This window comes from Collinsella aerofaciens (assembly GCF_039758815.1).
GTDB classification, from domain to species: domain Bacteria; phylum Actinomycetota; class Coriobacteriia; order Coriobacteriales; family Coriobacteriaceae; genus Collinsella; species Collinsella aerofaciens_BP.
Map to the genome: position 1 here is coordinate 67862 of NZ_JBDMSK010000002.1, position 13204 is coordinate 81065.

The window sequence follows — 13204 nt, forward strand, 5'->3', positions numbered from 1 at the left end:
TATAATTTACGGACAGCGAATGGCACCGCACGCGGATGCCGACAGCAAGACATCCCCCCTCAATACACCCTCATGCCCATTTAAATAGCAAGGGGCCCGTATCTGTTGGGATACGGGCCCCTTTCGGCCGTGACCTATCTCAGCAACAAAGACTACTTGCAGTGAGCGCGGTAGAACTCGATCGCACCATCTTATCCGAGCCGGGGCACGTTCGCATAGCGTGGCGCGTGACGGTTGCAAAACCACCCCATTTGAAACAAACGCAAAAAAGTACTTGCAAAGACACGTTCCGACATATAAGTTGATAAAAGACCGCCGTTGCGGTTTTAAGTAGATCGAGCATATGAAGTTTCAGTTTTCAGCGTGTAAGAGAAGGAAGATCGGCAAAGTACAACCCCAAACGCAATGACAACTTAATGAGGTAACTGCCACATATGAGGCACCCAGGGCATTGCTGTCTCGATTTTGAGCACGATGCCTTCCGCCTTGCATGGGCCGTTCCATCCCGCCCCTGCAGCAACTGCCTCACGGGCTCATTGAAAACCGCATAGCACCCCAACGTCAGCACATCACCCACGGCAAGCACATCACTCACGACAACCAACACATCAACAAACAGCACGAACATCAACCGATTGGAGAAGCTATGACAAACCACCACGCTGAAGACGGCGATAAGAAAAGCATTCTGGATGCCCGCATTGAGCGAGCATATGCAAACGAATATGACGCCGCCTTTGCCGCCGCGACCATAAAGAACTACGCGTCGCTACCGCTCGCGACGATCTTGGCCGACCACCCTCAACTGCTGAAGCGCTGCACAAAGATCATGGGCGACCCCGACATTCGCAAGCTGACAGACCCCTATGCCCCAAAACGCGACAACGATTCGTACGTTCTTACCGTAGGCTGCCTAGCCCATATGCTTACGGCGCTCGACACGAAACTCAAGCTCGAATGGGAACCCGACGAGCGTCATGAACTCGAAAGTAAGCGGAACACCCTGCGCACCGCACTGTTCCTTCCGTTGGACGGCCTCAAGCGCTGCAACGTCGAGCTCAATACACAGGCGCGGCAAAAGCCCGGGACCACGGGGCAGAAAACTCCAAGACCCCATGCGGCCATCGTCGACCGCAACCGATATAACCGCATGACCGCGCACTTTTCCGCCGAGGGAGCAGCCATAAGGACGCTGATCGACCTGCTGTGCCTTCTGAGCATCAACGAGCTATTTGAGGGCTATCTCGCCCTTGTTCCCGCGACGGCACCCAAGTCGGTAGCAAAGATCATCGAAACCTGCAGACGCCAGTTTGAGCGCCATCGCAATGGCAGCGAGATGAACGCCAGCATCGCGCAGTACTACGCGGCTCATTACAAAAATGACGGATGTGCCCCTGTCGAGCATCAGCTGCGGCTCGCCTACACCACGCCCGTCGCAACGCTCCATCGCTTTGGAGCCCTTGGCGCTTGCGAGCCGCACGAACAGGCAGCCTGCCCCACAACCGAGCTCGATCTCAGGCTCGGACGAACCCTGTAGCCCGCCAGCCCCTCCGCGGGCAACAATCCTATTCCACAACACAACCAACAGAAAGGAGTCCTCATGGACACCAATCATTCCCCCATCATCAGCCCCCTCACCATGCGTGAATCCGCCCGAGGTATCACGCTCACCAGCATTTACGATGAGATGCTCGCCCGTCGCGAGCTCTCCGTCATGGGAAACATCGAAACCCCGATGGCCCACGACCTATGCCAGCAGATTCGTCTGCTCGATGCCACCGACCCCAGCCGCCCCATCACCATATTTGTCGCCAGCGCCGGCGGAAGCGTGCGATCGGGTCTTGCGATCTATGACGCCATGCGCCTCGCATCGTGCCCCATCCGCACCGTCTGCCTGGAATTCGCCGCGTCCATGGGCGCCGTGATCTTTATGGGCGGCGACGATCGCCGTATGGCGCCCCATGCAGAGCTCATGATTCATGACCCGCTGATCCCCCAGGGGGCAGGCGGCTCGGCACTTGCGTTGCAGGAAACCAGCCGGCGTCTCATGCAGACCCGCAAGACCCTCACGCAAATCCTCTCGGACCGCAGCGGCCTCACGCCCAAGCGCATCCAGTCCCTCACTGCAAAAGACACCTACCTTTCGGCCGAGCGCGCCGTCGAGCTCGGCTTTGCCCACGAAATTCTCTCGACCACCAAGGAGGTCGCCCATGTCTAACCTCGCCAGCCGCCTCGCCGCATCTGAGTCCGCATCGTCCACCATCCTCGCCAAGGATCGAACGCTCTCCTGCGACACCCGCCAAACGGGACTCAACAACAACGCACTTGTGATCGGCCCCTCGGGAGCCGGCAAGACCCGAAACGTCCTCAAGCCCAACCTGCTGCAAATGAACGCAAGCTACATCGTGCTCGACACCAAAGGCACACTCTGTCGCGAAGTGGGACCCGTGCTGGCAGCCCACGGTTACCGCGTGCAATGCCTCAACTTCGCCGACCTCAACACCGTCCCGGCCCTTGCGCCCGGCATCGAGCGCTGCGGCTACAACCCCCTGAGGCACATTCGCCGCAAGGCGGACGGCAGGCCCAACCAGCAGGACATCCTCTCGGTGGCAAAGGCCATCTGCCCCATCGAGGACAACAACCAGCCTTTTTGGGATCATGCGGCGGCAAACCTGCTGTCGTGTCTTATCGCCTACGTCACCGAACAGCTACCCGCCGACGAGCAGACGATCAGCTCGGTCATCAAGCTGATCGAGCACCTGCAGGACGGTGCCACGGGTCGATTGTTTGACGACCTGATCACGACCGACCCCCAAAGCTATGCCCTCTCGCTATGGCGGCGCTACGCCATTACGCAAAATGCCGAGCGCATGCACGCGAGCATCGTCGGCATCCTTGCCGAAAAGGTCATGTGTCTGGGATTCGACGGTGCGGCACAGCTCTATCGTGAGTGCCATCAGGTGAACTTCGCTTCCATGGGACACACCCCCTGCGTCCTGTTTGTAACCGTGAGCGATATTGACCGCAATCTCGATCCGCTGACCGGCCTCTTTATTTCGCAGGCGTTTATGGGCCTCATTCGTGAGGCCGATAGGCAGCCCGACGGCAGCCTGCCCGTGCCCGTGCGCTTTATGCTCGATGACTTCGCAAATCTGCAGATTCCCCAGATCGACAACGTGCTCTCGATTATCCGAAGCCGCAACATCTGGGCAACGCTGCTGCTGCAGTCGACCAACCAGCTCGATGCGCTCTATGGCGAGGCACGCGCACGCTCCATCATGGGCAACTGCGACACGCATCTGGTGCTGGCGTTCCAGGATCCCGAGAGTGCCCGGGTGTTTTCCGACCGCGCCGACGCGCTGCCCAGCATGCTCATGGCGACGCCGATCGATCGCTCGTGGCTCTTTGTGCGCGGTCGCACTCCCGAACAGGTCGAGCGCTTTAGGCTCGAAGACCATCCGCTCTACGGGGAGCTGCCCGAGGCGCAGCGAGACCATGCGGAGGCCGAGATCTAGGCGCAGGGTTCTCGCGGCGCGCGGCGCCCCAGCGATGTTCCACAAAGGCCGTGCGCCCAGGGACTACGGCAAAGCAAAGGGGCCCGCATCCGATAGGATACGGGCCCCTGACTATAAGGCGCGATGCGTTAACAGCAGCGACTACTTGCGATGCGCGCGATAGAACTCGATGAGCGCCTGGGTCGAAGCGTCCTGCTCGGCCTTGGCGGCGTCATCGTGGAAGGCCGGGGTAATCTGCTTGGCAAGCTGCTTGCCCAGCTCGACGCCCCACTGGTCGTAGGAGTCGATGCCCCAGACCGTGCCCTCGACAAACGTGATGTGCTCGTACAGGGCGATGAGCTCGCCGAGTGCGAACGGGGTCAGCGTGTCGCCGAAGATCGAGGTCGTCGGGCGATTGCCCTCAAAGCAACGGGCCGGGACGATCTGCTCGGGCGTGCCCTCGGCACGAACCTCATCGGCCGTCTTACCAAAGGCGAGCGCCTTGGTCTGGGCCAGGAAGTTGCCCAGGAACAGCTCGTGGACATCCTGGCCGCCGTCGGTCGCAGGGTTGGCGGTATTGGCGAAGGCGATGAAGTCGGCCGGAACCACCACAGTGCCCTGGTGCAGCAGCTGATAGAAGGCATGCTGGCCGTTGGTGCCGGGCTCGCCCCAGAAGATCTCACCGGTGTCGGAGGTCACGGCGCTGCCGTCCCAGCGGACATGCTTGCCGTTGGACTCCATGGTGAGCTGCTGCAGGTAGGCCGGGAAGCGGTGCAGGTACTGGCAGTACGGCAGCACGGCGTGGCTCTTGGAACCGAAGAAGTTGACGTACCAGACATTGAGCAGGCCCATCAGCGCGACGGCGTTGTTCTCGAGCGGGGTGTTGCAGAAGTACTCGTCGATGGCGTGGAAGCCCTCGAGGAACTGCTGGAAGCGCTCGGGGCCGAGCACGACGATCAGCGACAGGCCCACGGCGGAGTCAACGGAATAGCGGCCACCGACCCAGTTCCAGAAACCGAAGGCGTTGGCGGGGTCGATACCGAAGGCCTCGACCTTCTCGAGTGCGGTGGAAACGGCGACGAAGTGCTTTGCCACGGCCTCGGCGTTCTGCTCATCGGAGCCGTCGATGGCGCCCTGAGCCTTGAGCTGCTCGAGCATCCAGGTCTTGACCTCGCGGGCGTTGGTGAGGGTCTCGAGCGTGGTGAAGGTCTTGGAGACGATGATTACGAGCGTGGTCTCGGGATCCAGGCCCTTGAGCTTCTCGGCCTGGTCGTTGGGGTCGATGTTGGAGATGTAGCGGCAGTCGATACCGGCGTCGGCATAGGGACGCAGAGCCTCGTAGGCCATGACCGGGCCCAGGTCGGAGCCGCCGATGCCGATGGACACCAGATGCTCGATCTTCTTGCCGGTAACGCCCTTCCACTCACCGGAGCGCACGCGCTCGGCGAAGGCATACATGCGGTCGAGGACCTCGTGCACGTCGGCGACGACGTCCTGGCCGTCGACGATGAGCTGGCCCTTCTCGCTTGCCGGGCGGCGCAGCGCGGTGTGCAGGACAGCGCGGTCCTCGGTAGTGTTGATGTGCTCGCCAGAGAACATGGCGTCGCGGCGCTCCTCGAGCTTCACCTCGCGGGCAAGATCGCACAGCAGCTTGACGGTCTCATCGGTCACCAGGTTCTTCGACAGATCGAAGTGCAGGTCACCGGCGTCAAAGCTCAGCTTGTTCACGCGGTCGGCGTCAGCAGCGAACCAGGCCTTGAGGTCGATACCTTCGGCCTCGAGCTTCTCCTGATGAGCCTCGAGCGCCTTCCAAGCGGCAGTCGACGTAGCATCGATAGGTGCGGCAACAGTTGCCATAGAGTCCTCCTCAGCATACGGGCGCACGCCTCCATGCGCCCGGACATTCAGATGCCACTATTCTAGCGCAGGTCAAGACTACAATCAGCGAGCGTTGCCAATCGGCCCCCAAACGGCAACCGATTAAAAAGGGACAGGCTTATTTTGGCAGGTCAAACGCTTTACCAACCAAAAATAACCCGTCCTTTTATGGCAAATATTAGGCCGCGGCGCAGATGCTACCGAGCAACTCACGCAGAGGAGACCCGATGCCCTCCAGCAGTTCGGGCGCGATAATGGCAAAAACGGGAACCTCGCCGGTGCCCACGACAGCAGGCGCCTTGCCCTCCGAGAGAATGCATCCATAAGGGACAAAACCGTCTTCGCCGGCATCGAGCGCCGCCATGCGACGCGCGAGCTCGCGCGCAAAGCCAGCAGTATCGGCATCGCCAATCGCCAGGACAAAGTCCACGCCCTCATCGGTTGCCAGGGCTACGGCCTCATCGACCAAATCGTCTCCCCCGTCGCCCCCGGCCGAACCGCAACGAAAGAGTACGCGTTCGAGCAGGGCACGATCGAGCGAGCCCAGCGCCGCCGAAACGAGCTCATCGCGCGTGTGCTTGTCGCCTCCTAGCACGACCAGTGCCTTGGTGCCGCCATAGTGGGCAACCAATCGCCCGCACCAGCGAGCCACATCCCCATCCGCAACCAAGCGCGTCGGCATACCAAACCCATAGTTGACCATTATCCCCACAACCCTTCCGTGCTTTATGGTGGTATCGATCGTTAGGCTCATGCTACGAAGCGAGCTTTTCCGAGCTGTTTCGCGCTCTTTAGGGCTGCGTTAAAACCCCGATGAAGCCGCACGACCATACTTGCCAAAAAGGGACAGATTTTGACGGTGTCCGTGCAAGCGGGTATTATCGAACAGGTATTCGATAAGAACATGTGTTTGATGGAAGGGCACGGATGGCGCACGAGCAGCACACCTATATCTGCATCGACCTCAAGACGTTTTATGCCAGCGTCGAGTGCGTCGACCGTGGGCTCGATCCGCTCACCACCAACCTGGTCGTTGCCGACGAATCGCGCGGACGCACGACCATCTGCCTCGCTATCACGCAGGCCATGAAGGACTTAGGCATTCACAACCGCTGCCGTCTGTTCGAGATTCCCGACGGCATCGACTGCATCAAAGCAGTGCCGCGCATGCAGCACTACATGGAGGTGTCGGCGCAAATCTACGGCATCTATCTGGAATACGTCAGCCCCCAGGACGTGCACGTCTACTCAATTGACGAGTGCTTTATCGACGTGACACCCTATCTGGACCTCTATCACACCGATGCGGAAGGCTTCGCCTGCATGTTGCGCGACGAGGTCCTGGCGCGCACCGGCATCACGGCGACGGTCGGCATCGGCCCCAACCTATTCCAGGCCAAGGTTGCACTCGATATCACCGCCAAGCACGTACCCAGCCGCATCGGCATACTCGACGATGAGACCTTTCGCAAGGAAATCTGGCCCCATCGTCCCATCACCGATATCTGGGGCATCGGCCCCGGCGTGGCAGCACGACTCGAAAAATACGGCGTCTACGATCTGATGGGCGTCGCGGCGCTCGACGAAAACCTGCTTTACGACGAGCTCGGCGTCAATGCCGAGTATCTCATCGACCACGCCTTCGGACGCGAGCCGACAACCATCGCCGATATCCAAGCCTATCGCCCGCAAGCAACTTCGACCACCACAGGACAGGTGCTCTCGAAGGGCTATGCCTACGAGCAGGCCTACACCGTCTTGCGCGAGATGGTCGACAACGCCGTGTTGGACTTGATCGATAAGCACGTGGTCTGCGACAGCATCTCGCTCTTTGTGGGCTACGCGAGCGAGCGCGCCGACATACGCAGGCTTGATGCCAGCGGTACTGCACAATATGTGGACGGATGCGGACACCTGCGCTCGAGTACGTCGAGCATCGAACCCACCGCAACCGCCGGCCCCGAGCTCGCGCCCCGTGCTCCCAAGCCCGTCCAGCGCGATGACGAACGGCGCCGCCTGGTGCGCGAAGCGCAGGCAATCGATGGCATCTTTGTGGGAGAGCATGGTGGCAAACCGCGTGGTGGCTATGCCGCGCTCTTTGCGCACTCCAACGCCTCGCGCAAGCTGCCCGAGCGTACCAATTCGTTTAAGAAGATCATGGGCTATTTCGATGAGCTCTGGGCGCAGACTGTCGATCCCAAACGACCGGTCAAGCGCATCAACCTGGGCTTTAGCAATCTTGTGCCCGAGGAATTTGCCACCATCGATCTGTTCAGCGATATCGAGGCCGATGAGCGCGAGCGCGACCTGGCGCGCGCCGTCCTGGCCGTGAAAGGCAAGTACGGCAAGAACGCGCTCGTCAAGGGATTAAGCTTTACCGCCGGCGCCACCGCGCGCGAGCGCAACGATCAGGTAGGAGGACATCGTGCCTAAGTCCCAACAACAGCCGATGCGGCCACCGACACCTTTTGAACGCCTAGCGGACCCCGAGGGAAGACGTCGCTCCGCCGACCCCAGGCTCACCGCCAACGGCACCGTCCGTGCCGGCCGTGCCGCGCAGTTTATGCCCTTTGCCGCCCTCACGGGATACTACGAGCTCGTGCGTAAACAAGAGATCACCGCCGAGCCAAAATGCGAACTCACAGAAGAAAAAGCCCTCGAACTTTCGAAAAAGCTCGAGGGCCTCAAGCGCGGCGACTTGGTTCGTGTCACCTATTACGATACATACGGCTATCGCAGCCGCACCGGCATCCTCGACGAGGCGCTCCCTGCTTTCAAACTCCTCAAGCTCAAAGATATCGCCATCGACTTCGACGACATCCAGGACATCGAGCTACGCGGACGAGCCTAGACAAGGACGCGCATCCAAGGCAAGGCCTACAGCGTCATGACGTAGTAACCCGCATCTCTCACGGCAGCCTCAAGGACACCGCGATCGATCGGCCGCTTGGAGCGCACGCGCGCTGTGTGGTCCGCATACGTCACCGTTGCCCACACGCCATCCAGTGCATTGAGGGCATTGGCTACGTTCTGAGCGCAGCCGTCACAGCTCATGCCGCCGATGAGCAGCTCATCGCTATAGGGATAGTGCGATGCATCGGTATCCACCACAACAACCTTTTTGGCCTTCTTGCCGCTCGCACCATCGCTGCAACAACTCTTCCCGTGTGTCGAAGCGGCAATGCGACGCAGTCCAAAAAACATGCCGACGGCAATGACGGCCAGCACGATGAGATTCGCAGGGTTGAGCAAGTCACTCATGCGTTCCCCTTTCAAGTAACACTATCTAGATACCCCCATGGGGTGTCACCATCTTAACCCAAATTCATGTCCGGTCGGTCAATTAGTTTCCCTCTTCAAACTTTTTTGTTGACCATGGCTTACTTTCGTGTATAAGTTTTCCTAGGCTAACAACTGAGGACCCGAAAGGAGCATCGTGACTCGAACCATTGACATCCCAACATACCAAACGGCTGTCGTACGCAACTGCTCCCCTACGCTCGCAGGTATCAAGCCGGCTTCGCTCTTTACCTATCCCGGCGTTTACGCCAACCAAAACGGAAAACCCGGCGCCGCCCATATCGAAGAGCGACGCTCTCGCCTGCTCGCCGTCATAGCCCAATGCAACCGCGAGCTCCAGCCACTCGGAATCCATATGAGCGTTTTGGTCTGGCGCCCCTGCGGAGCGCTCATCTATGTGTACCGCCCTGCGGACCTCATGCGATACCTCTCCGACCCCCGTGCCACGACGGCGCTAGCCGCCGAAGGTTACGATGTCCACAACCTGCCCGCATCCCTGGTGCATCTCGCCGCGCGCATCACGCTGGCAAGCAGCAATGCCGCAGAAAGCGCCTATGACGGCAGCGTCTGCGCACTCGCGCGAAATAGGCACTGCGATACGGGGTGCATATGCGAGTTCCCCCACGAAATTGGCTATTTTTTGGGCTATCCCTACGAAGATGTCCATCAGTTTATCGTCCAGCACGGCGAAAACTATAAGGTCTTTGGCGCATGGAAGGTATACACAAACGTTGAGCAGGCGCTCACGACCTTCGATTCCTATCGCGCATGCACGCAATACCTTACCTACATCTATCAACAGGGCTGCACTCTGGGACAACTTGTCCAGGCAACCCGATAGAGCATACAAAACGCGGCCGCACGCCGCACAACCGAAAGGAAGACATATGAGCAAGATCGCAGTCGTCTACTGGAGCGGTACAGGCAACACCGAGGCCATGGCAAACTTCGTTGCCGAGGGCGCAACCGGTGCCGGCGCCGAGGCAGAGGTCATCTCCTGCGCCGACTTCTCTGCCGACAAGGCCGCCGAATATGGTGCCTTCGCCTTCGGCTGCCCCGCCATGGGTTCCGAGGAGCTTGAGTATGACGAGTTCCAGCCTATGTGGGACGAGGTCAAGGAGACCATCGGCGATAAGAAGGTCGTCCTCTTTGGCTCTTATTCGTGGGCCGAGGGCGAGTGGATGGACAACTGGAAGGCCGATGCCGACGAGGCGGGCGTCAATGTCGTCGATTCCGTCATTTGCTACGATGCGCCCGACGATGAGGGCGAGACCGCTTGCAAGGCCCTCGGAGCCGAGCTCGCGTAACGAACCCAGGACCTCCAAAAGAGTCTGCATCAAAGCGCATCCTTATCCCTACAAAAGAGCGGGGGCTGAATTCAAGTCCAGCCCCCGCTCTTTTATAACGGCAGTTACATCAACCGGCTACGAGATATTGCCCAAGAACGCCTTGGTGCGCTCGCTCTTGGGGTGGTCGAAGACCTCGCTCGGCGTACCCTCTTCCACAATGACGCCGCCGTCCATAAAGACGACGCGGTCGGCGACATCGCGGGCAAAGCCCATCTCGTGCGTCACGACGATCATGGTCATACCGTCGTGCGCCAGGTCGCGCATGACGCCCAGAACGTCGCGCACGAGCTCAGGGTCGAGCGCCGACGTGGCCTCGTCAAAGAGCATCACGTGCGGGTTCATCGACAGGGCGCGGGCGATGGCCACGCGCTGCTGCTGGCCGCCCGAGAGCTGGCTCGGCATAAAGTCGATGCGCTCGGCCAGGCCGACCTTGGTCAGCTCCTCGACGGCGATCTTCTCGGCCTCTTCCTTGCTGCGCTTGAGCACCTTTTGCTGCGCAAGCATGACGTTCTTTTTGACCGACAGGTGCGGGAACAGGTTGAACTGCTGAAACACCATGCCCAGGTGCGTGCGCACTTTGTTGAGGTCGACGCCCTTGGCACACACATCCACGCCCTCGACGACAATCGAGCCGCTCGTGGGATGCTCCAGGCGATTGATACAGCGAAGCATCGTCGACTTGCCCGAGCCAGAAGGACCCAGGACTACGACGACCTCGCCCTTGTGCACATCCAGATCGATATCGCGCAGGACCACGTTATCGCCAAAAGCCTTCTGAAGGTTCTTGATGCTGACGACGACCTCGTTCGAGTTATTGGTTTCGCTCATGATAGGACCTCCTTACAGACCGGCGATGTGATCGGCAGGCGTCGCGACAACCTGTCCGGCGCTCTTAGCGGGACGCTTCTTCTTGGTCTCGGTCGTACCCAAAAGCCTCGCCTCAAGACCGCTCACCAAGCGAGCGAGCGGCAGGGTGATGACCAGATAGAACAGGGCGGCAACCACGTACGGTGTAATGGAGCCCGTCGTGGCCACGATGGTTCGGGCGTTCATGACGATTTCGACCACACCCACGGCGGCAAGCAGCGACGTATCCTTATAAAGCAAGATAAACTCGCTGGTCAGCGTAGGCAAAACATTGCGGAACGTCTGCGGAATCATAACGTAGAGCAGCGTCTGGAAGGCATTCATGCCCAGAGAGCGAGCAGCCTCGTTTTGGCCCTTGGGGATCGATTGAATACCGGCACGGAAGATCTCGCACAGGTACGCAGACGAGTTCATGGCCATGACGATAACGCCAAGCACGTAGTCATCAACCTTGACGCCGGCCAACGGCAGACCGAAGAACGCGATATAGATCTGCAGGAACGCCGGCGTACCGCGGATGATATTCACATAGATGCCGGCGAGGCAGCGCAGGATGCGCGACTTGGAGATGCGCATGAGCGACAAGGCAAAGCCAAAGGGAATTGCCAGCGGAAACGCCACAAGCACGATCGAGAGCGACATAAGGAAGCCCTTAAAGACGATCGGCAGGCTTTGGACCAAAATGACTGGGTTTAAGAACAGGCGCAGGAACATATTGGAGTTCCAGGCCTCGACCAACGGCTGCTCCTTAAGATCGGCCAGGAAGTTATCGAATGCCGTCACGCCCTTGATCTCCACCGACGGAATCTTGGAAATCTTCTTGGTCGAACCGTCGGCGAGCGTATAGGTGCCGCTAAAGGCCTCTTCGCCGCCCTCGACGGGAAACGTCACGCCGTAAACCTCGACACGGAAAAAGCCGCCGGCAGGCGCCGTCTCGCCAAAGTCAATCTTGAGCGTCTGGCCGTCAGCCTTGCACGTGGGCTTCATGGGCGTACGATCCATAAGGTCCTCGCCCGAGAGCATCGTCAATCGCGTGTCATCGGTACCAAACGTCGTGCCGTCGACAAACGTCAGCGAAAGACCGCTCAGCTCCTCGTCGGCATCGGCCTGGACCTCCCAGGTAATGCGCGTCTCGGTACCGCCGACCACAGCGCTGCCCGAACCAGTGTTGGGTCGGGCGGTAATCTTTGCGGTCTCAAGCGCCTGGGCGGTCGTGGGCGCATATGCCCCTGCGCACACCAGCGCGAGCGCCACGGCCATGGCGCAGGCTAGCTTTTGGAGCAAGGCGGGCAGTGGAAAACGCTGCTCCGCGGCCCCTTTGTTCAGTCGAGACAAGGTGGCTCCTATCGTAGAAGTTGCCGGCAAAACGAGACGGAAATACTCTCCGTCAAGAGAAGCGCAAAGGCCCTCTCCGCCAAAACGGAAAGGGCCCGCGAGCAATCAAGTAGCTATTTTACTTGATGTTGTACTTAGCCATGAGGGCGTCAATGGTACCGTCGTCGGTCAGGTCCTTGATGGCCTGGTTGATGTCTTCCTTGAGCTTGGTGTTACCCTGGTTGATGGCGATGGCGTACTCCTCGCCGGTGCTGATCTGCTTAATGGTCTGGCAGGTGTTGAACTGCTCGGCGGTCAGCTGGCTGGCAACGGAGCGGTTGGTGACTACGGCGTCGCCCTTATCGGACTGCAGGGCGCTGAAGCACTCGGTAGCGTCCTTGTAGGGGACGATCTTGGCCTTGGGGAAGTTCTCCTGGGCAAAAGACTCGGCGGTCGAGCCAGACTGAACGATGATGGTAGCGTCGGCGTTGTTGAGCTTCTCGCTGTAGTTGTCGGCCGTGATGTCGGTGTTATCGACCTTGGTCACGATAGCCTGATCGTCCATGTAGTAGGAATCGGAGAAAGTGACTTCCTTCTCACGCTCGGGCGTGTCGGTGATAGCCGCGATGGAGACGTCGTACTTGGCGCCCGAAGCGACACCCGGAACCAGCGTGTCAAAGTCATTGTTGACGTACTCGACATCCAGGCCCAGCTTGTCACCGATAGCCTTGATGAGCTCAAGGTCAAAGCCCTGGTAGTCGCCGTTGTCATCCTTGTACTCAAACGGCGCGTACTCGGCAGAGGTGCCGACGGTCAGCGTGCCGTCCTTGACGAGCGCGTACTCCTTGGAGCCGTCGACCTTCTCGACCTTAGCGTCGTCAGAGCTGCTGGAACCGGCATCAGAACCAGAGGTGGCGTTGGACGAACCGCAGCCCGTCAGAGCAAGGGCGAGCGCCATAGCACCCGTGGCGGCAAATGCGCCAAGCTTCTTCAGCTTCATAA

General features: G+C 59.7%; 13 protein-coding genes. 7 read left to right on the forward strand and 6 right to left on the reverse strand.

Annotated elements, in window-relative coordinates; translation table 11 throughout:
* Positions 1–490: 490 nt before the first annotated feature.
* The 3 genes from ABHT90_RS01870 to ABHT90_RS01880 all read left to right on the forward strand — a co-directional run bounded on the left by ABHT90_RS01870 (position 491) and on the right by ABHT90_RS01880 (position 3515).
* Positions 491–1537 (forward strand): hypothetical protein, encoded by a 1047-nt coding sequence (locus tag ABHT90_RS01870; protein WP_346981397.1) that lies wholly within the window; start codon positions 491–493, stop codon positions 1535–1537.
* 63 nt (positions 1538–1600) lie between these two features.
* Positions 1601–2218 (forward strand): ATP-dependent Clp protease proteolytic subunit, encoded by a 618-nt coding sequence (locus tag ABHT90_RS01875; RefSeq protein ID WP_022094432.1) that lies wholly within the window; start codon positions 1601–1603, stop codon positions 2216–2218.
* Positions 2211–3515 carry a VirD4-like conjugal transfer protein, CD1115 family gene (locus ABHT90_RS01880; RefSeq protein WP_346981398.1) on the forward strand — a complete coding sequence of 435 codons (1305 nt, stop codon included), beginning with the start codon at positions 2211–2213 and terminating at the stop codon, positions 3513–3515. Before ABHT90_RS01875 ends, ABHT90_RS01880 begins: the two co-directional genes overlap by 8 nt.
* Before the next feature lie 141 nt (positions 3516–3656).
* On the opposite strand, the gene pgi is transcribed toward ABHT90_RS01880, so the two are convergent.
* Both pgi and ABHT90_RS01890 read right to left on the reverse strand, forming a co-directional pair.
* Positions 3657–5351 (reverse strand): glucose-6-phosphate isomerase, encoded by a 1695-nt coding sequence (gene pgi / locus ABHT90_RS01885; RefSeq protein ID WP_035138859.1) that lies wholly within the window; start codon positions 5349–5351, stop codon positions 3657–3659.
* A gap of 199 nt (positions 5352–5550) precedes the next feature.
* Positions 5551–6075: an iron-containing alcohol dehydrogenase gene (locus ABHT90_RS01890; RefSeq protein ID WP_035138860.1), complete on the reverse strand. Its 525-nt coding sequence runs from the start codon at positions 6073–6075 to the stop codon at positions 5551–5553.
* A gap of 224 nt (positions 6076–6299) precedes the next feature.
* Here ABHT90_RS01890 and ABHT90_RS01895 point away from each other — a divergent pair, with 224 nt between their 5' ends.
* Complete coding sequence (locus ABHT90_RS01895; RefSeq protein WP_052044227.1) at positions 6300–7805, forward strand: Y-family DNA polymerase; 1506 nt, start codon at positions 6300–6302, stop codon at positions 7803–7805.
* Positions 7798–8223, forward strand: coding sequence for a hypothetical protein (locus ABHT90_RS01900; protein WP_022094427.1), 426 nt, complete (start codon positions 7798–7800; stop codon positions 8221–8223). Before ABHT90_RS01895 ends, ABHT90_RS01900 begins: the two co-directional genes overlap by 8 nt.
* Before the next feature lie 26 nt (positions 8224–8249).
* Here ABHT90_RS01900 and ABHT90_RS01905 read toward each other — a convergent pair whose 3' ends face one another.
* Entirely contained in the window at positions 8250–8633 is a 384-nt protein-coding gene (locus ABHT90_RS01905; protein ID WP_346981399.1) for a heavy-metal-associated domain-containing protein, read from the reverse strand.
* Positions 8634–8808: 175 nt separating this feature from the next.
* Here ABHT90_RS01905 and ABHT90_RS01910 point away from each other — a divergent pair, with 175 nt between their 5' ends.
* Positions 8809–9513 carry a DUF3793 family protein gene (locus tag ABHT90_RS01910; RefSeq protein WP_161144863.1) on the forward strand — a complete coding sequence of 235 codons (705 nt, stop codon included), beginning with the start codon at positions 8809–8811 and terminating at the stop codon, positions 9511–9513.
* A gap of 46 nt (positions 9514–9559) precedes the next feature.
* Positions 9560–9979 (forward strand): flavodoxin, encoded by a 420-nt coding sequence (locus ABHT90_RS01915; RefSeq protein WP_346981400.1) that lies wholly within the window; start codon positions 9560–9562, stop codon positions 9977–9979.
* Between the two features lie 117 nt (positions 9980–10096).
* On the opposite strand, the gene ABHT90_RS01920 is transcribed toward ABHT90_RS01915, so the two are convergent.
* From ABHT90_RS01920 to ABHT90_RS01930, 3 genes are all read right to left on the reverse strand, one after another.
* Positions 10097–10849 (reverse strand): amino acid ABC transporter ATP-binding protein, encoded by a 753-nt coding sequence (locus tag ABHT90_RS01920; RefSeq protein ID WP_006234381.1) that lies wholly within the window; start codon positions 10847–10849, stop codon positions 10097–10099.
* 12 nt (positions 10850–10861) lie between these two features.
* Positions 10862–12223 carry an ABC transporter permease subunit gene (locus ABHT90_RS01925; RefSeq protein WP_346981401.1) on the reverse strand — a complete coding sequence of 454 codons (1362 nt, stop codon included), beginning with the start codon at positions 12221–12223 and terminating at the stop codon, positions 10862–10864.
* 118 nt (positions 12224–12341) lie between these two features.
* Positions 12342–13202 (reverse strand): ABC transporter substrate-binding protein, encoded by an 861-nt coding sequence (locus ABHT90_RS01930; protein ID WP_148345627.1) that lies wholly within the window; start codon positions 13200–13202, stop codon positions 12342–12344.
* Positions 13203–13204 lie beyond the last annotated feature (2 nt).

Coding starts and splice junctions, on each gene's coding strand:
- ABHT90_RS01915 (WP_346981400.1), top strand. CDS start 9,560: ATGAGCAAGATCGCAGTCGTCTACTGGAGCGGTACAGGCAACACCGAG.
- ABHT90_RS01890 (WP_035138860.1), bottom strand. CDS start 6,075: ATGGTCAACTATGGGTTTGGTATGCCGACGCGCTTGGTTGCGGATGGG.
- ABHT90_RS01930 (WP_148345627.1), bottom strand. CDS start 13,202: ATGAAGCTGAAGAAGCTTGGCGCATTTGCCGCCACGGGTGCTATGGCG.
- ABHT90_RS01905 (WP_346981399.1), bottom strand. CDS start 8,633: ATGAGTGACTTGCTCAACCCTGCGAATCTCATCGTGCTGGCCGTCATT.
- pgi (WP_035138859.1), bottom strand. CDS start 5,351: ATGGCAACTGTTGCCGCACCTATCGATGCTACGTCGACTGCCGCTTGG.
- ABHT90_RS01870 (WP_346981397.1), top strand. CDS start 491: ATGGGCCGTTCCATCCCGCCCCTGCAGCAACTGCCTCACGGGCTCATT.
- ABHT90_RS01920 (WP_006234381.1), bottom strand. CDS start 10,849: ATGAGCGAAACCAATAACTCGAACGAGGTCGTCGTCAGCATCAAGAAC.
- ABHT90_RS01875 (WP_022094432.1), top strand. CDS start 1,601: ATGGACACCAATCATTCCCCCATCATCAGCCCCCTCACCATGCGTGAA.
- ABHT90_RS01880 (WP_346981398.1), top strand. CDS start 2,211: ATGTCTAACCTCGCCAGCCGCCTCGCCGCATCTGAGTCCGCATCGTCC.
- ABHT90_RS01895 (WP_052044227.1), top strand. CDS start 6,300: ATGGCGCACGAGCAGCACACCTATATCTGCATCGACCTCAAGACGTTT.